General features: G+C 58.9%; 16 protein-coding genes and 2 pseudogenes. 9 read left to right on the forward strand and 9 right to left on the reverse strand.

Features of this window, described 5'->3' with window-relative positions; all coding sequences use genetic code 11:
* Positions 1–345, forward strand: a pseudogene (locus FBZ99_RS29070) (non-homologous end-joining DNA ligase); the annotation flags it as partial.
* Positions 346–609: 264 nt separating this feature from the next.
* Here FBZ99_RS29070 and FBZ99_RS29075 read toward each other — a convergent pair.
* From FBZ99_RS29075 to FBZ99_RS29095, 4 genes are all read right to left on the reverse strand, one after another.
* A complete protein-coding gene (locus FBZ99_RS29075) occupies positions 610–1002 on the reverse strand; it encodes a hypothetical protein (protein WP_145636337.1) in 393 nt (130 codons plus the stop codon).
* 961 nt (positions 1003–1963) lie between these two features.
* Positions 1964–2656 (reverse strand): alpha/beta fold hydrolase, encoded by a 693-nt coding sequence (locus FBZ99_RS29085; RefSeq protein ID WP_145636340.1) that lies wholly within the window; start codon positions 2654–2656, stop codon positions 1964–1966.
* 205 nt (positions 2657–2861) lie between these two features.
* A complete protein-coding gene (locus FBZ99_RS29090; protein WP_145636342.1) occupies positions 2862–4277 on the reverse strand; it encodes an MFS transporter in 1416 nt (471 codons plus the stop codon).
* A 78-nt stretch (positions 4278–4355) separates the two neighbouring features.
* A complete protein-coding gene (locus FBZ99_RS29095) occupies positions 4356–5747 on the reverse strand; it encodes an amidase (protein ID WP_145636344.1) in 1392 nt (463 codons plus the stop codon).
* 140 nt (positions 5748–5887) lie between these two features.
* Here FBZ99_RS29095 and FBZ99_RS29100 point away from each other — a divergent pair, with 140 nt between their 5' ends.
* The gene (locus tag FBZ99_RS29100) at positions 5888–6745 is read left to right on the forward strand and encodes a LysR family transcriptional regulator (protein WP_145636346.1); all 858 of its coding nucleotides are present in this window, start codon (positions 5888–5890) and stop codon (positions 6743–6745) included.
* A 54-nt stretch (positions 6746–6799) separates the two neighbouring features.
* Here FBZ99_RS29100 and FBZ99_RS29105 read toward each other — a convergent pair whose 3' ends face one another.
* Complete coding sequence (locus tag FBZ99_RS29105) at positions 6800–7291, reverse strand: winged helix-turn-helix transcriptional regulator (protein WP_246661217.1); 492 nt, start codon at positions 7289–7291, stop codon at positions 6800–6802.
* A gap of 27 nt (positions 7292–7318) precedes the next feature.
* On the opposite strand from FBZ99_RS29105, the gene FBZ99_RS29110 reads away from it, so the two are divergent.
* A complete protein-coding gene (locus FBZ99_RS29110) occupies positions 7319–8041 on the forward strand; it encodes an NAD(P)H-dependent oxidoreductase (protein WP_246661218.1) in 723 nt (240 codons plus the stop codon).
* Positions 8042–8068: 27 nt separating this feature from the next.
* Here the strand turns inward: FBZ99_RS29110 and FBZ99_RS29115 are convergent, their stop codons facing one another.
* From FBZ99_RS29115 to FBZ99_RS29125, 3 genes are all read right to left on the reverse strand, one after another.
* A complete protein-coding gene (locus FBZ99_RS29115) occupies positions 8069–8470 on the reverse strand; it encodes a GNAT family N-acetyltransferase (RefSeq protein ID WP_246661219.1) in 402 nt (133 codons plus the stop codon).
* 200 nt (positions 8471–8670) lie between these two features.
* Positions 8671–9201: a cupin domain-containing protein gene (locus FBZ99_RS29120; RefSeq protein WP_145636350.1), complete on the reverse strand. Its 531-nt coding sequence runs from the start codon at positions 9199–9201 to the stop codon at positions 8671–8673.
* A 54-nt stretch (positions 9202–9255) separates the two neighbouring features.
* Complete coding sequence (locus FBZ99_RS29125; RefSeq protein WP_145636352.1) at positions 9256–9984, reverse strand: NAD-dependent epimerase/dehydratase family protein; 729 nt, start codon at positions 9982–9984, stop codon at positions 9256–9258.
* A 67-nt stretch (positions 9985–10051) separates the two neighbouring features.
* On the opposite strand from FBZ99_RS29125, the gene pdxR reads away from it, so the two are divergent.
* Entirely contained in the window at positions 10052–11497 is a 1446-nt protein-coding gene (gene pdxR / locus FBZ99_RS29130; RefSeq protein WP_246661220.1) for a MocR-like pyridoxine biosynthesis transcription factor PdxR, read from the forward strand.
* Between the two features lie 66 nt (positions 11498–11563).
* Here the strand turns inward: pdxR and FBZ99_RS29135 are convergent, their stop codons facing one another.
* The gene (locus tag FBZ99_RS29135) at positions 11564–12139 is read right to left on the reverse strand and encodes a TetR/AcrR family transcriptional regulator (RefSeq protein ID WP_145636356.1); all 576 of its coding nucleotides are present in this window, start codon (positions 12137–12139) and stop codon (positions 11564–11566) included.
* Positions 12140–12226: 87 nt separating this feature from the next.
* Between FBZ99_RS29135 and FBZ99_RS29140 the strand changes: the two genes are divergently transcribed.
* From FBZ99_RS29140 to FBZ99_RS29160, 5 genes and pseudogenes are all read left to right on the forward strand, one after another.
* The gene (locus FBZ99_RS29140) at positions 12227–13117 is read left to right on the forward strand and encodes an alpha/beta hydrolase family protein (protein ID WP_145636479.1); all 891 of its coding nucleotides are present in this window, start codon (positions 12227–12229) and stop codon (positions 13115–13117) included.
* 107 nt (positions 13118–13224) lie between these two features.
* Positions 13225–13605, forward strand: coding sequence for a tautomerase family protein (locus FBZ99_RS29145; protein ID WP_145636358.1), 381 nt, complete (start codon positions 13225–13227; stop codon positions 13603–13605).
* Positions 13606–13628: 23 nt separating this feature from the next.
* On the forward strand, positions 13629–14078 hold the full coding sequence (locus tag FBZ99_RS29150) for an alpha/beta fold hydrolase (RefSeq protein ID WP_145636360.1): 450 nt from the start codon (positions 13629–13631) through the stop codon (positions 14076–14078).
* Positions 14079–14086: 8 nt separating this feature from the next.
* Positions 14087–14887 (forward strand): diaminopimelate epimerase, encoded by an 801-nt coding sequence (dapF, locus tag FBZ99_RS29155; RefSeq protein ID WP_145636362.1) that lies wholly within the window; start codon positions 14087–14089, stop codon positions 14885–14887.
* Between the two features lie 51 nt (positions 14888–14938).
* Positions 14939–15572, forward strand: a pseudogene (locus FBZ99_RS29160) (LysE family translocator); the annotation flags it as partial.
* Between the last annotated feature and the right edge of the window lie 95 nt (positions 15573–15667).

Raw genomic sequence — 15667 nt, forward strand, 5'->3', positions numbered from 1 at the left:
GACAGCTTTTTCATCGTCGGCTATGAGCCATCAGCTGTTGCACATGGCGGGATCCGCAATCTGTTTCTCGCTGCCTATAGGGGTCACGATCTCATTTACGTCGGCAATGTCGGAACGGGCTTCAACGAGCGCAATGCACCCAAGCTTCGCAAGGATCTGGACAAGCTCAAGACCTCGCGGTCGCCGATCGCGCTGAAACAGCGCGGCGTCGTTTGGGTCCAGCCGACACTGATCGCCGAAATCGAGTATCGTGCCTGGACCGATGACGGCAAACTGCGTCACGCTTCGTATAAAGGTCTCCGGGAGCGGCAGGACAATGCCGAGGTCTATCGTCTACCGCTATGAGGCTCAGCACTATCCTCGGAGCGCGGTCCGTATCGAGGCGATCGCGTTACCGACATCGTGTGGTTGATTGTGGTTGGTGAACACGTCGATCTCCTCCTTGGCCGGCGCGAAATCAGTCCTCCTACTCTGAGAGGGGAAAGCTCCCTGTTGAGCGCAACCCGAAGCGGCGCCGCGAGTGGCCCAGAAACAACATTTCAACAGGTTGGCAATGAATCCAGGATCGGATCAGGCCTGAAAATCTCCGGTCCAAAACGGAGGCGGCCGTCAAATGGCCGGATGTCTTGTAAATCCAGGCTGTCGATCGCGAACGAAACGTGGGGTGTGTAGTCTCGATAAAAACCACGTCATTCCCGCCCGGCGAAACTCAGTGTGACGGCGTGAAAGCTTGACGGAACCAAAGGCCAGCACGACGATGCCTCCAAAGTTCAGGATAGCTCTTCGTTGGCTCGCGCGGATCGTCAAATCGTCCGCGGCGGGTACCACCTGCCGCCAAGCCTTCGCGTCATGGAATTTTCTGACGGTAACATGCAAAGCGGTCGCCGGTACGATCTCCCGGAAGCCTTCCGTGATCGCCCATTCAATTAAGTCGTTTCGATTAAGAAGTTCCCTGATGACGAACATGCGCTTCTTTCGCAGGAGTTTCAGGAGGGCGTTCATCTCGCGTTTTTTAAGTTATTGCAAAGGTTTATGAAATCGAGGACAAGACCTTGGTTCGATTCTCATCAGGAGCATTGGGCACCCCGTGTGCGTGACGCTTGCGCGGCCGCTGTCAGGCGATTTTGGAGGGGCAGAACCTCTACTTCTTCGGTAAGACGGAAGAACGGCACAAAGGCTCTACCTCAGCCGCAGATATTGCCACGAGACGCGGTTCCAAATTAGCCTTTATTGATCTGAGCCACACGATAGAAAACGGTATGATCACATACAGAGGTCTGCCGGCTCCACTGATCTGCGATCATCTCTCTCGACTAAAGTCGCGTGAAATCTGATCCTCCTACCGATCGTCCGTTGGATCCAGCTTCCGGACGACCGTGCCGGCCGATCTTTGTCCCAGTTGAGCAAGAATCGTGACGGTCTCGCGCATCGGGGCAACGTGCTGAGCATAACAGCCGATGGTACCGTTTTCGTTTACCAGGATGTTGCCGGGAAACGGCCCTACGAGCGCACAGTCGGACAGTCCGCGCACTCAGTCGACCAAAGTCCGCGCTTTCGAATAGCCGTTAAGTGGGACTTCGGCCTCCGCTTTACGCTGTGCAGAGGGGTCAGCGCAATGGGCCAGCTTCTTGCCGCGTCATCTTTTATACACGGCCAGTCGCGTCGAGATGGCCCATTCTTCGCTCTAGCTTTGTCATGTGATGTTTCGCGAGGGCTTGTCGATTGACCGACCAACGCTGGCCTGCGGGCAGGAATGGTCATCGCCGCCGCGAGTGGCTGAGAGCCGAGATAGAAATGAGTACTGCGATTTGATCTCGCTCGACTGGATTCGCATACTCCAGCGATACTGGATGGCTCTCCGATCATAGCGGGGAAGATGTATGGGCATCAACGTTTAATTACCACCAAAATGCTTTCCACCAGCTTTGGAGCCTGGAACAACCCCTGAGGAAGCTTACAAATTTCAACGAGCAGATCCCGGGAGCCAGCCAATAATAACCTCCGACAATGACCTAGGAGCTTCCAACGGTATCATATGTCCAACACCTTCTATGACGACAAACGAAGATCCTACCAACTCCTTGTGAAGCTCGACCGATTCTTCTCTCGATCGGAGCTTGTCGTGACTTCCGGCGATGATAAGACTTGGACATTTGATCGAACTAAGTTCACCACGCTCGTCCCGTCGAACGAGTAGTGATTGCCTTTCAAAGACCGCAAGGCCCAACCGCTGGCCCATAGCCTGAATCGAAGAGATAATATCTTCTCGGTCCGCGTTATCAGGATGAAGCGAGGACTTTATCACTGCGCTGCTCAAGCCCTTGAAGGCTTCAGGCGGGGTGTGCTGGCCGATGGCCGCCCTTCGACGTCCGTGTGCAGCGCCACCCTCTCGCGCCGAGGTCGCAATTAGTATCAGTGCGCTGACTCTCTCGGGCGCCTGCCGAACGATCTCCCGGGCCACGTAGCCGCCCATCGAAAAGCCGATCAGCACAAAGTTGGACGGTGTGCTGGCAAGGGCGCGCCGCGCCATGTCGGCAATAGAAGCGTCTTTTGACAAATCAGCATGAAAGGCGGGTCCGTAGACTCTCAACATGGGCTCGACCTCGCGCCAGAGATCGGCGTCCAGCATGAACCCAGGAACAAAGAGAATTGCCATTTACGTGCCTTTATGGATGCTCCGGCGATATCCCGCATATGGCCGGCCACGTCATGCGTAACGCGTTGGCCGTCGGTCTGGTAACGAATAGTCCAGTGATTTTGATCGATCTTAAAGATGTCATCCCTTGCTGCTTAAGCCGTGAACGACAATTCCGCATCCCGCCCGCTGCCTGTCCGCAGATCGAACACGAGTGCTTACGCGTCTATAGCCACAGAGAACAGACCGCGCCGAGGGCCAGCAAAGCGACATTGCAGCACAGTGCAACCGCGAAAGCATGGGAGTAAGAGGTTAGATCGCTGGCTGCGCCAAGCATATTGAAAAAGACGCCGCCAACAAGCGCGACGCCAAGCGCCGCTCCGACCTGGAACGTCGATATGACAACACCGGATGCTAATCCGACATGGCGCTGCTCGATGTTGCCGATCACCGCCTTGATTACCGAGGGCATGACAATGCCGAATCCGATACCCGCCACAGCGAGGCTGAGCTGCATATATGCGCTGGATCCATCGGCAACTTCCAAAGCCAACGCTCCAAAGCCCGATACCTGAACGGCGAAACCGAGGGTCAGAGCGCGCGGACCAAAACGGCGCATAATTGGGGCGGCGGCGAAAGAGGAAGCGAAATATCCGAAGCCGAAGGGAAGCATGAACAGCCCCGCCTCAAGTGGCGTCAGGCGCAGACCACTCTGAAGATAGACCGAATACGTCAGATAGAACGCGGATAGCATGTAAAAAACCAGCGCCATTATGATTCCGATCGAAAATCGCCGCTGACGAAACAGCGAGAGATCGACGAGTGGCGAGCCGCCCCGCGTCTTCAGCCGGTTCTCGTAAATGATGAACACGGCGAGGGCGACGGCTGAAGTGGTGAACATCGCGAAGATTTCGGGCGACCAACCTGTAACTGGGCCTTCGACCAGCGGATAAACGATCAACCCGAGCGATGCAGAGAGCAGAATTACGCCGCCGACATCGAGTTTCTGCGCCTTGTCCGATTTTGTGTCGGCGAGAAAGAGCAGGCCACCTACAAACGCAAATAGGCCAATCGGAATATTGATCAGAAAGATCGCCTGCCAGCCGAAACCAAAGGGACGCGCCCAGACCAGGATACCACCCAGGATCTGGCCAAGAATGTTTGCCAGACCGAACGTAGCGCCGTATAAGCCGAGCGCTTTTTCCTGCTCAGATGGAGGGAAAAGCGTGCGGATCGAGGCGAGAACCTGGGGCGCCATGATGGTAGCCGTCAGACCCTGCAAAATGCGGCCGAGGATGAGGACGCTCGGCGACCAAGCCATGCCGCACAGGACGGATGCAAGCGTGAAGCCAACGACGCCCAGCATGAACATCGGCTTGCGGCCGAGCCAATCTCCGAGCCGCCCGCCCGTGATCAGAAAAATGGCATAGGTCGTCGCATAGGCGGAGATCACGAACTGGATATCGCTGGACGTTGCGCCGAGGCCCTGTCGGATAGCCGGCAGTGCGAGGTTGACGACGTTGAAATCCAGAACCGGCAGGAACGCGCCGGTCAGCAATATTGGCAAGGCGAGCCACCGCCTGGCATCGCCCCAACTGTTGACGGCCTGCTGTTCGAGCTGCATGTTCGTATTGGTGTTCATTAAACGCTCCCGGTGGTGTCATGAGCTGCATCCGGCCAAACGGATCGCATTTGATGGCGAAGTTCACGGTTGCCGGCTTCAGAGCGTCGGATGCCTGCGATGCCAGTCTGTTACCCGCTGATAGGCATGTCCGGCTCGCAAAAGCAGTTCCTCGCCGAGATGGCGACCGACAAGCTGGAACGAGAGCGGCAGACCCTTCGCGGTAAATCCCGCTGGCAGGGTGATGGTCGGGCTGCCGGACATGTCGAAGGGCGTGGCATAGCGGAGGAAGCCGGCGAGCCCCTCCGATGTCGAGAACAGCCGCTGCTCTTCCCGTATCGTGAAATCGGCGCGCGGCTGCGTCGGGATGAGCAGGAGGTCGACCTGTGTAAACAGTGCCGACAATGCGCCGCTGAAGATCAGCCTGTCGTGATGGGCCTTCATCAGTTCCACGCCGCCAACCTGCTTGCCTGCCTCGATAAGGCCGGCAAGTCCACCATAGCCGGCGGCGCGGGCGGGATAAGTCGCTTCATGCGCGATGGCGGTCTCGACGGAGCAGTACATCCCCCATGCCGCGATCACGCTTTCGGGGTCGGGGAGCGTCGTCTCCACCAGCTCGGCCCCGAGACTTTCGAGCACGCGTCGGGCCTCGCTGACGGCGCCAATGACATCCGGGTCGCATCCGTCCTCATTGTAGGCTCGATCGAGACCGATACGAATGCCACGGACACCCCTGTCCAGGCTGGCCAGATAATCCGGAACAGGCGCCGCCAATGTCGTCGGATCCTTGGGGTCGCGCCCCGCGATGACGGCAAGTATCGCCGCCGCATCGGCGGCCGAGCGCGTCATCGGGCCGATATGGTCGAGACTGTCGGCCAATGCGAAGACGCCGTGCCGGCTGACGCGGCCCCAGGTCGGTTTCAAACCCGTGATGCCGTTGGCGGCGGAAGGGAAACGGATGGATCCACCGGTATCGCTGCCGAGCGACGCGAAACAGAGACCTGCCGCCGTAGCGACGCCGGAGCCGCTGGACGATGCGCCGGCATAGTAGTCCTCGTGCCAAGGATTGACCGGGACCGTCACGTCCGGATGATGATTGACGAAAGCGCCTTCGGTAAGTTGAAGATTACCCAAAAGGATAGCGCCTGCATCCTTCAGTCTCGCATAGACAGTCGCGTCGAAATCCGGAACATTGTCCGCATTGATCGGCATGCCGGCCGCGGTTACCACACCGGCCGTATTGACGATGTCCTTCACCGCAATCGGGACGCCATGGAGCGGTCCGCGATAATCGCCCCGGGCGATTTCGGCTTCCGCCTGACTGGCCTGGGCGCGGGCGACGTCAGCCGTAACCGTTGCGAAGGCGTGGAGGATGGGATCCAGGCTTGCAATCCGCTGAAGCATCGCCTCGGTCAGATCGACAGGCGAGAGGTCTTGCAACTTCATCGCGTCGGCAGTTTCAAGCAGGGTTTCGTAGTGGCGTTCGGACATTTCCGTTTCCTCGTCGAGATCAAGTTGCCGTTCGTTCGGCCGCGGCCGGATTTCAGATGTCGACGAAGCGTATCCGCAGTTTTAAAATAACGAAATGTGATGTATAAATATATCAAAGATAACGAATTGGTATGATGCTTATGACAGTCCTAGAAGTCGAAGCCGTACGGGCGTTTGTGCTCGTTGCAGATTTCCAGAGTTTCACCCGTGCAGCGGAGGCTCTCGACACTTCGCAGGCGGCGATCAGCATGAAGTTGAAACGGCTTGAGGAGCGGCTTGGCGAAAAGCTGATCGAAAGAACGCCGCGGCAGGTGCGAGTTTCCGCGCGCGGCGCTTCCTTCCTCCAGTCGGCGCGCGATTTCCTTGCGGCTCACGAGCGTGCGATCGCGGAGCTGACGATCGCGCCACGGCGTTTTTCTCTCGGCATCGCCGATCAGGTCGCCGGCACGGAACTGCCGGCCCTTCTGGCTCGTCTTAATAGCTACGATCCGGCTTTGCTGATCGAAGTGCAGATCGAATCTTCCCGCGCCCTACTGGATGCGTTCGATCGCGGTGCCCTCGACGCCGCGATCGTTCGCCGCGAAGACGATCGACGCGACGGCGAGTTGCTGGCTGAGGAGCGCTATGGCTGGTTTGCGACGACAGGCTTCGAGCATCGCGATGGCGATCCTCTGAGGTTGGCATCGCTCGCCGCCTCCTGTGGCGTGCGAAACATCGCCACCCGCGCCCTCGACAGGGCCGGCATGCGCTGGATCGAGGTCTTTCTGGGTGGCGGCATGACTGCGGTGACCGCCGCGGTTTCGGCCGGCCTAGCTGTCGGAGTGCTGGCGCGCCGCATCGCGCCGCCGGGCGTGATCGATGTCGGCGGAAAGTTCTCCCTGCCGTCGTTGCCTTCTTCAGACATCGTGCTGCACTCGGCGCTGACGGACAAGCGATCTCGCGGCGCCCTGAAAACGATCGCTGCTGCATTTCGCGATCATCGCGCCTCAGCGGTCTGACGCGGCCGGTTTCGACCTTCCGCTTTGCAGCAGGTTATTTGGCCGTGGCTGCGATCATGATTTCCTTCGGTCGAATTCCGCGCGTGCTTCATCCAGTTCGGAAAAGTTCTGCTCGGCCCAGCGATCGAGTACGTCGAGCGCGCCGCTAAGGGAGACGCCGATGGGGCTAAGGCGATATTCGACGTGCGGCGGCACGGACTGCATGTCATTGCGGATCACCAGCCCATTGCGCTCCAGCTCCCGCAAAGTCTGGGTGAGCATTTTCTGCGAGATACCTCCGATCTTTCGCAACATGGCGCTGTGGCGCATCGGCCCTTCCGCCAATGCCGGCAGGATCAGCACTGCCCATTTGCTGGCGATCAGTTCTAGCGCATCGCGAGCGGAGCAGGAGGGATCGTAGACGTTGCCGGATTTGTGTGTTGCGGCCATGAGGCAATAGGTACCAAAAGGTGCGTTATTGACCAAGAGTGCCTTTGCGGAAAAGACTGCCCGGCGTAAGCAAGCCGCATCGAGGCCGCCATGAATATACTGATTGTCCTTGCCCATCCCGAACCGCAATCCTTCAACCATGCATTGACGGCCGCCGCCTCGGATGTGGTCAAGGCGCGAGGTGACGAGATCCGCGTTTCGGATCTTTATGCGCTCGGCTTTACGCCGGACGAGCATTCTCGCCATTTCCGGCAGCGCGCCAATCCGGCCCTCTTTGATGTCCAGACCGAGCAGAGGTTCAATGCCGCAAAGGCGTCGCTTCCTCCCGATGTGAGACAACAGATCGAAAATCTGCATTGGGCGGATATCGTGATCCTTCAGTTCCCGCTGTGGTGGTTTGGTATGCCTGCCATTCTGAAAGGCTGGATGGATCGGGTCTTCGTCTATGGCGAACTCTATAGCGGAACCCGGCGCTTCAATACGGGCGTTTGCCTTGGCAAGCGCGCGGTTCTTTCGGTAACGCTAGGTTCTTCTACCGAAGCATGCGGCTGCGACGGGCAGGAGGGCGACACGGGTCTCATGCTTTGGCCTACCAATTACGCGCTTCACTATCTCGGCTTCACCGTGCTCGAACCGCGAACCGTTGCAGGCATTCGCCGGGGATTTAGCGATGAGGAGGCCATAACGCAGCAGCATTTTCTCAAAGAGGCAATCAAGGATCATCAATGCTGGATTGCAGGCTTAGATAAAGCCGCAGTTGTCGCCTTCAACGCCTCGGAGGATTTTGACGACCAGCGCCGTCTGAAGCCTGGCGCACCCGTTTATAACCCGTTTATCCGGCACCGCTTAGCACAGCATAAAGGATGACCTCGAAACGGTATTTCCGGGCCTTGGTTACAGATCAAGATGCAAGAACTGGCTAAAGCCGTTGGCCTTATAATCGGCGAAGGGTAGGCCGGGCTCGAAACCTTTCCTCCTGTAGAGAGCAATCGCCGGCCCGAACTTGTCTCCGCTGCCGGTTTCAAGGCTGAGGCGCTTCATTTCCCGCGCGCGAGCGGTGGAAATGCTCTGGTCCAATATTGCAGTTGCAGCACCCTTGCGAATGAAATTGGGATGCGTGCGCATCGACTTCACTTCGCCGTTGCCGTCCGCAAGCCTCTTGAGCGCTCCGATGCTGGCAATCTGCTCTGCCGACCAGGCACTCCAAAGCGTCACCTCCGGCACGCGAAGGCCAGACAGGTCCAGCGCAAAAACGTTTCCGGCTGGCGAGTCGGCATGCATTCCTGACAAATGCATGCCAGAAGCTCAAGTGTCTGAGGGTGCGTCATGTCGTCTTCGCGAACTATGAGCAATTGCATCTCCATTGTGACGTTGTGGGATTTCGAAGAAAAATCGGCTGCAATGGTCATCACCGTTCGCCCCTTGAGACATAAGGCGAGGACGACCATGCACGCGAACTGGTTGCCGACGATCGGATCCGTTACCGCTCGACATCGTCAGTCAGGTATCACCAGTGGGCCGCAGTCACTGTCGGCCACGAAGGTCGCAAGTAATTCGGCTGGCTCGGTTTTGCTGATATTCTCCGCAAATAGATGCAAGGTTCCAGGCGGTTCGAACCAGGTTTCACCCGCGCGATAAGTCCCCGCCGGGCCGCCGTCAAGCTGCGAGCGGAGAGTTCCCTTAAGCACGAAGGCCGAGACGGAGCCTGGATGGCGATGGCGTGGTGTATAGGCGTCGGGCGGATAATCGACCACTGCAACCGTAATCGATTTGCCCGGCACGTTTGGCAACGGCTCGCAGGAAATGGGTTTCACTGTGGTCTGGGGCCGTCCGACAGCATTTGGATCGGACATCTCGGCCATTTGGTGGTGTGCATGGTCTGGATCGACCCCATCGCCCAAGTTAACGGCAACGGCGAGGAGTGAAGCAATCGCGGTGGCAGTTCCTACACTCATCACAATCAACGGCGGGAGGGGGCTCTTCCAAAGAACCGAGGTGAGGAAAGAAGGGACTGGTCGTTTCAGCATTGGGTGTCTCATCGAGCGACAGTGGTTCCGACTACATCTCCCGAGTTGCGGTTCTCAGATCCGAAACTCCGACGTCCACCCGAGTTCGCGGACAGCTTTTGCGGACGTGATTTTCGGACCCGGTTCGGCAACGTTGTAGATGCCGTGCGTTCCTGCATCTATTGCAAGCAGGGCTGCCCGTGCCGCCGCATCGACGTGCACAGCGAGAGTGGCATCCGGAGCATCTGCACCGGTTGCGGGACCGTAGAGATGCCCATATCGCAGAACGATACCGGTAACGGCCGTAGGCCCTCCAAGCACGGCGGTTTCCAGCGCTACAACACCCGAGACGCTGATGCTGCGAGGCTCGGGCGCCGCAAGATCCAGTGGTGCTGACTCGTCATAAGGCTCTTTTCCGGCGGCATAGGCCCAGGCGATGCTTTGCGCAACGACACGCCCAACACCCGCTGCGATCGCGGCCTGCATGAGGTTGGCGGTCCCCTCGCGGCGGATGCGTGCATTCCGGGCAGCGAATTCGGCCCCTCGCGATGGATCGACGGCCGGTGGCAGATCGGTCAGCTGGTGGATGATCACGTCCGGTTTTGCTGCTACCACCGCGCGCTTCAGCCCATCGGCATCGAAGACATCAACCACAACCGGTCTTACGCCAACGGCTTGGAGGTCGCGCGCCTTGTCGGCCGAACGAGTCGTCCCGAATACATCATAGCCGGCCGCGCGCAATTGCGGCACAAGTCGTTTACCAATCGCGCCTGTGGCTCCCGCCAGAAAAATCGTCTTTGACATGGCATTTCCTTGTTCATCGTTGTCCAGTTACTTTGCCGCCGCTATCATCTAGAAAAAAGGACCGAGATTGAACAAAAAGACTATACCATCGAGCGAGCATCACGCCTTGGTCTTTACGGTTGAGCGACGCTCTGGAAAAACGCTTGCGGACCAGCTGACTCAGTCGATTGAGGCCGCCATTCTGGATGGTCGGCTCTTGGCAGGCGCGCGGCTGCCATCGTGGCGCGATCTTGCAAGCCAGCTCGGGATCGCGCGCGGAACGGTCAAGGTAGCTTACGATAGGTTGATCGACCGGCAACTGCTGGTCAGCCGTGGTCCTGCCGGAACGCGGGTCTGCGACCACCTGCCACCGCGTACGACGGGTGAGCGCCGAAGGCCACCCGACGACCCCTTCCAAACGCTTGGGATGACCACACCCGGCGCGCCGCCGCTTGTGTTTCAGCTAGGAGTGCCGGCACAGGATGCTTTCCCTGCGACCACCTGGTCACGGCTTCTGGTGCAGGCCAGCCGGCAATCCGCCCGGCTGCCGCTGAGTTATCCGGACCCGCGCGGCGAATTGACCTTACGCCGCGAGATCGCAGCCTATCTTGCTGTGGCCCGATCGATTGTCTGTCATGAGGAGCAGATCTTCATCACAACGGGTTTCACAGCGGCACTTGGGCTAATTGCTGACGCGCTCATAGCTGGCCCATGCAAGGCCTGGGTGGAGGATCCGGGCTATCCCCTGGCAAGGGCAGGGCTTGCGCTGAAGGGGATAACGGCGGCGCCTGTCCCGGTTGATAGCGAAGGGCTCGACGTGGCCCACGGCATGGCGCACGCGCCAGACGCTTCGCTTGCGGTCGTGACTCCCGGGCAGCAGGCGCCGCTTGGAATAACGATGTCGCTCGCCCGCCGCCGCGCGCTTCTCGACTGGGCGGCGGCCTCAGACGCTTTCATCATTGAAGACGACTATTTAGGCGAGTTGCAGCTCAACGGGCGCGCCGCGCCGGCCCTGGCATCGCTCGACGCCGAAGAGCGGGTTATCCACGTGGGGACGTTCAGCAAGACGATCAGCCCGGCGTTGCGGCTGGGCTTTTTGGTGGCGCCTCCCCGGCTATTGGACCAAATTCTGCAGCGAGCCATGTTTCTCTCGCCTGCTCCGGCGGCGGTGACGCAGATTGCGGTTGCCTCCTTCCTCGCCGAAGGCCACTTCCTTCGGCATCTGCGCAAGATGCGCCGGCTTTATGCGGAACGGAGTGGTCTTCTCATGAGCATTGTGGGCACGGCGACAAAGGAGCGTAATGGGGGCGGATTGGCGCATATTTTCAATCTTCCGGATGGCGTTGACGATGCCGCCATTGCGCGTCGCGCTCGCGACTTTGGGCTGGGGCCGTCACCACTATCTAGCTGGTATACCGATACGGCCCAAGCGCGGCGCGGGCTGCTACTGGGTGTCACGAACGTGATACCGCAGTCGATCGGTGCAGCGTGGCAGGCGTTGCAAGGAGCCATCGGCGAGTTCGTCGACGGTTGAGCCCCTCGGTCCGTGGTTAAAGGCCGATAGCAGGTAGCTCTGGGACATCGAAATAGCGATCAAGCCTCAGCTCGGAGCTCCGACAAGTGCTGCCGCGGCCTCGCCGGCGCTTTCAAAATAGACTGGGTCCCGATGAAGCAAAACCACCGAAAAAGCACCGTCGAGAAGCAGAATGATCTGCCGGGCGATTAGGCGTGCGTCTTCGGGCAGATGCCGCTCGCTAAGCAGGATGTACAGCCAGTCTTCGACATTCTTCTTGTGCCGGCGCCCCGCGACGATGGCCGGATGTCCAGGGGTTTGTACGAGTTCGACCGAAGTGCGAAGGAAACCGCAACCTTTCCACTTTGGGTGCCCGGCTGCCTTTGCGAGGTTTTGGAAGATGGCCTTGATTTTCGTCGGCAGATCGCCGTCCTTCTCCGCGTACCACGTCTTGAACGTTTCCAGATTGGGCTGGTCGCGCTGCTGCAGATAGGCGGCGATTAAATCGTCCTTGCTGCGGAAGTGATAATAAAGGCCGCGTTTGGTGACCTGCGCCTTCTCCGCAACCGCGTCCACGCTGACAGCGTGGATGCCCTCCTTGTAGAAAAGCTGGGCAGCTGCGGCGACGATGCGATCTCTGGTCGACAGGGGCGACTGACTCATACCCGATAGTATACTCACCAGTGAATATACTCAAGGCTGATGACGATTTATGGTCGGTTCAGACAATGCTCAACCTCGGTCGCTCACATGTTTCATTCTCAATCAGTCGAGATCGTCTGCGCGGACCAGACGCCGCTTGCTGGTGACCTTTGGCTTTCACGCTCGTCTGCGCTTGGTAGGATTATCATCAATCCGGCGACCGGTGTCGCCGCACGATATTATCATCAATATGCGGCGTTTCTGGCCGGGCATGGATTCGATGTCCTGACATACGACTACCGCGGCATCGGCCGCTCGCGCCCGGCTAGTTTGCGAGGCTGCAAATATCGTTGGCGGGATTGGGGCGAACGCGATTTCCAGGCGGCCTTGCGTTTCATGCATGAGAGAGGAGATAGCAATCCTATCTCTGTGGTTGGACATAGCATCGGCGGCTTTCTCCTCGGGCTTGCTACGAGCGTGCCGCTAATCGACCGGGCACTGACGGTCGGCGCACAATATGCCTGGTGGGGTGATTATGCCCGCAAGCGGCGCCTGGCGCTGTTCTGGAAATGGCATGTGGTAATGCCAATCGTCACCTCGGCCTGCGGATATTTTCCCGGGAAGCGGCTCGGTTGGCTCGAGGACCTTCCTGCGGGGGTCGCTTATGAATGGAGTTTTCGACGCCCACGCTTCGAGCGCAGCCATCCACCAGGTGACAGACGGGACGTCTTGCGCCGCGGTGCATCGGTGGAGGCGGAAATCCTTGCCCTGACGGTATCTGACGATGACCTCGGGACGCCGCAGGCGATCCGACGCGCGCTCGATTACTTTACAGGATCGCGGAGAGCGACTGTCATATTGGAGCCCCGGGACTACGGCCGCACCGCAATCGGCCACTTCGGTTTATTTCACGACAGCCACGCAAGCGGCTTTTGGCTGGATACACTCCTATGGCTTCGGGACGGGATAAACCCGTGGCCCAACCGCCTCGCTGGGTGACGGATGTCTCGTCCACATTGACCAAATCAACTCAATCTCATCGGTCTGCCGCGTGAACGTGCCCACCGCCCTCTGCCGCAATGCAAACAAACCAGAAAGGATGTTTAATGCCCCTCACTCACATTGCGCTTCGTTCCGGAAAGTCAGAATCCTATCGGAAAGCTATCTGCGATAGCTTTCACCGCGCCATGACAGAAACGTTCGATGTTTCGGAAGACAACGACTTCATAATCATTACCGAGCATGACGCAGCAAACTTCCGATATGACGCGAATTATCTCGGTATCGACCGCAGTAGCGACCTTGTTTTTATCCAGATCACCGCAAACAACACTCGAACAATCGAGCAAAAGAAAGCACTGTTCAGCCGGGTGGCAACGGCACTTGCTGAAGACCCCGGCCTTCGTTCAGAAGACATATTCATATCCCTCGTAGAGGTCGAGAAAGAGAATTGGTCGCTGGGCAACGGATTAGCGCAATACGCTTGAAAGAGGAGGAAGTTGACAAAGCATTGACCGTCGCGCGGCGATGCCTTCACACTGAAGCTCGGCTTGCAAATGCCGGTCGCAAGCTTTTCGCGCTTTCGCAGGGCGACACCGATCGTGCGGTCGAGATCATCAACTGCGATGTGTCGGGGTTCGATCAGGCCTATGTCGATGCGCTGCGGCGAACGCCGACCTGGCCTGATCTGTGCCGGCTATCGCTGCCTCTGGGCAGCGAACTCTCAGCCATCGCCGAATTTGAGCCGAACTATGCCGGCTACGCCTCGATCGATCGTCCGGTTACGCTGATTCTCGGTGAACAGAACGAAGGCCGTGCTCCTTACGGAACAGCATTCGAACGTTTCGCGAAGGCAATTCCCAATGCAAGGATAGAGCGGCTTTCAGAGGAGGGTCACCTTGCCCACATCAGTAACCCGGCAATCCTGGCCGAGGTCATTGTCCGAGCAATACTGCCATGAGTATCCCGATGGCTCTCAATTTTGAGAAAATGCAGGCGAATGGCGACGATTTCGTTATCATCGATCTGCGCGGCCGGGCATCGGATATCGATCCATCCCTCGTTGCCCGCATGGGCGATCGCAATCGGGGGATCGGTTTCAATCAACTTGCGGCAATCTTGGATTGCGACGATGCCGATGCACGCATCCGCTTCTGGAACCCTGATGGCTCGGCGCTCGACGCCTGCGGAAGCGCGACGCGCGGCGTTGCATCGAAGCTCATGCGGGAGGCGGGCGTCTCGTCCGTGATCGTCAGGACGAACCGGGGTCTCCTGCCTTGCAAGCGGGAAAGCGACGAGCTGATATCGGTCGCCATGGGCAAGCCGCTGCTGGGCTGGCGCGACCTGCCCTTGTCCGGCGAACTGGACACGCTTGAGCTCCCTCTTGCCGGAAGTCCGAGCGCTTGTAGCATGGGCAACCCGCATTGCACCTATTTCGTCGATGATGTCTCGCAAGTGGATGTCGAGACCATCGGGCGCAAGATCGAAAGCCACCCTATGTTTCCGTTGAAGACCAATGTGCATTTCGTCGAGGTCATGGGGCGCGACCGGATTCGGCTGCGAATATGGGAGCGCGGCGGCGGCATTCCGCTCGGTTCCGGCTCATGTAGTTGCGGCGCAGTGGTCAATGGTATCAGGCGCGGTCTTCTCGACGCGGTCGTGCAGGTGGAATGCGACGGCGGCGTTGTCACGGTCCAATGGGACGGCTCCGGCAGCGCTTTTCTTTCCGGCCCGGTCACGCCGGTCTTCAAAGGCAGCTGGTTCGATTGAACGGTTTTCGAAGCGCGCCATTTCATTCTTTGGAAGAGAAAGCGTCACGACATGTTCCAATACACAATCGGCCATTGGGCGACCTTCCTTGCGGCGGCCGTGCTTCTCAATGTGTCGCCCGGGCCGGACATGGCCTTTATTCTCGGCAACACCATCCGAGGCGGAAAGCGGTCCGGCTTTGCTGCGCTTTTCGGTATCTGGAGCGGCACCTTTATTCACGTGCTGATGGCAGCAGCCGGGCTCTCGGCAATCCTGTCGGCCTCGGTGTTCGCTTTCTCGGCCGTGAAGTGGGTTGGGGGCCGTCTACCTGGTATGGCTTGGCTTCCAGGCCCTGCGCTCCGCCGGAGGGGCAAGCTGGATCGCGGCGGAGGCCGGCCTACCGATCACCGCCCGCCTCTATCAACAGGGGGTGCTGGTGTCACTTCTCAATCCCAAGGTAGCGATCTTTTTCCTTGCGTTCCTTCCCCAGTTCGTCGTGAACGGCGCCGGCCCTGTCTGGGCGCAATTACTGTTGCACGGAAGCCTGATCATCGTCGTGGCAGCCTTCATAGAGCCGCCCCTCATTCTCCTCGGCGCTAAGCTGGCGGATAGGCTGCGGCAAAGCCGGAGATTGGGTCTCTGGATGGATCGCTGCCTTGGAACGCTTCTGATCGCACTCGGAATTCGGCTGGCGACCAGTTCGCGTTGGCGGACGAGCCGTGCGATCGCCGCCTGCGGATGGCGGACAGTTCGCCTTCTCTCACGCCGACCGGCCTTGCCGGAATGCAAGGGCGACTTGCA

Source organism: Rhizobium sp. ERR 1071, assembly GCF_007828675.1.
Lineage (GTDB): Bacteria > Pseudomonadota > Alphaproteobacteria > Rhizobiales > Rhizobiaceae > Rhizobium > Rhizobium dioscoreae.

Bases quoted from the DNA above. Each gene is read 5' to 3' on its own strand.
- FBZ99_RS29075 (WP_145636337.1), bottom strand. From the start codon at position 1,002: ATGAACGCCCTCCTGAAACTCCTGCGAAAGAAGCGCATGTTCGTCATC.
- FBZ99_RS29095 (WP_145636344.1), bottom strand. From the start codon at position 5,747: ATGTCCGAACGCCACTACGAAACCCTGCTTGAAACTGCCGACGCGATG.
- FBZ99_RS29140 (WP_145636479.1), top strand. From the start codon at position 12,227: ATGTTTCATTCTCAATCAGTCGAGATCGTCTGCGCGGACCAGACGCCG.
- FBZ99_RS29115 (WP_246661219.1), bottom strand. From the start codon at position 8,470: ATGCATTTGTCAGGAATGCATGCCGACTCGCCAGCCGGAAACGTTTTT.
- FBZ99_RS29145 (WP_145636358.1), top strand. From the start codon at position 13,225: ATGCCCCTCACTCACATTGCGCTTCGTTCCGGAAAGTCAGAATCCTAT.
- FBZ99_RS29100 (WP_145636346.1), top strand. From the start codon at position 5,888: ATGACAGTCCTAGAAGTCGAAGCCGTACGGGCGTTTGTGCTCGTTGCA.
- dapF (WP_145636362.1), top strand. From the start codon at position 14,087: ATGGCTCTCAATTTTGAGAAAATGCAGGCGAATGGCGACGATTTCGTT.
- FBZ99_RS29105 (WP_246661217.1), bottom strand. From the start codon at position 7,291: ATGGGCAAGGACAATCAGTATATTCATGGCGGCCTCGATGCGGCTTGC.
- FBZ99_RS29120 (WP_145636350.1), bottom strand. From the start codon at position 9,201: ATGCTGAAACGACCAGTCCCTTCTTTCCTCACCTCGGTTCTTTGGAAG.
- FBZ99_RS29125 (WP_145636352.1), bottom strand. From the start codon at position 9,984: ATGTCAAAGACGATTTTTCTGGCGGGAGCCACAGGCGCGATTGGTAAA.
- FBZ99_RS29085 (WP_145636340.1), bottom strand. From the start codon at position 2,656: ATGGCAATTCTCTTTGTTCCTGGGTTCATGCTGGACGCCGATCTCTGG.
- FBZ99_RS29135 (WP_145636356.1), bottom strand. From the start codon at position 12,139: ATGAGTCAGTCGCCCCTGTCGACCAGAGATCGCATCGTCGCCGCAGCT.
- FBZ99_RS29090 (WP_145636342.1), bottom strand. From the start codon at position 4,277: ATGAACACCAATACGAACATGCAGCTCGAACAGCAGGCCGTCAACAGT.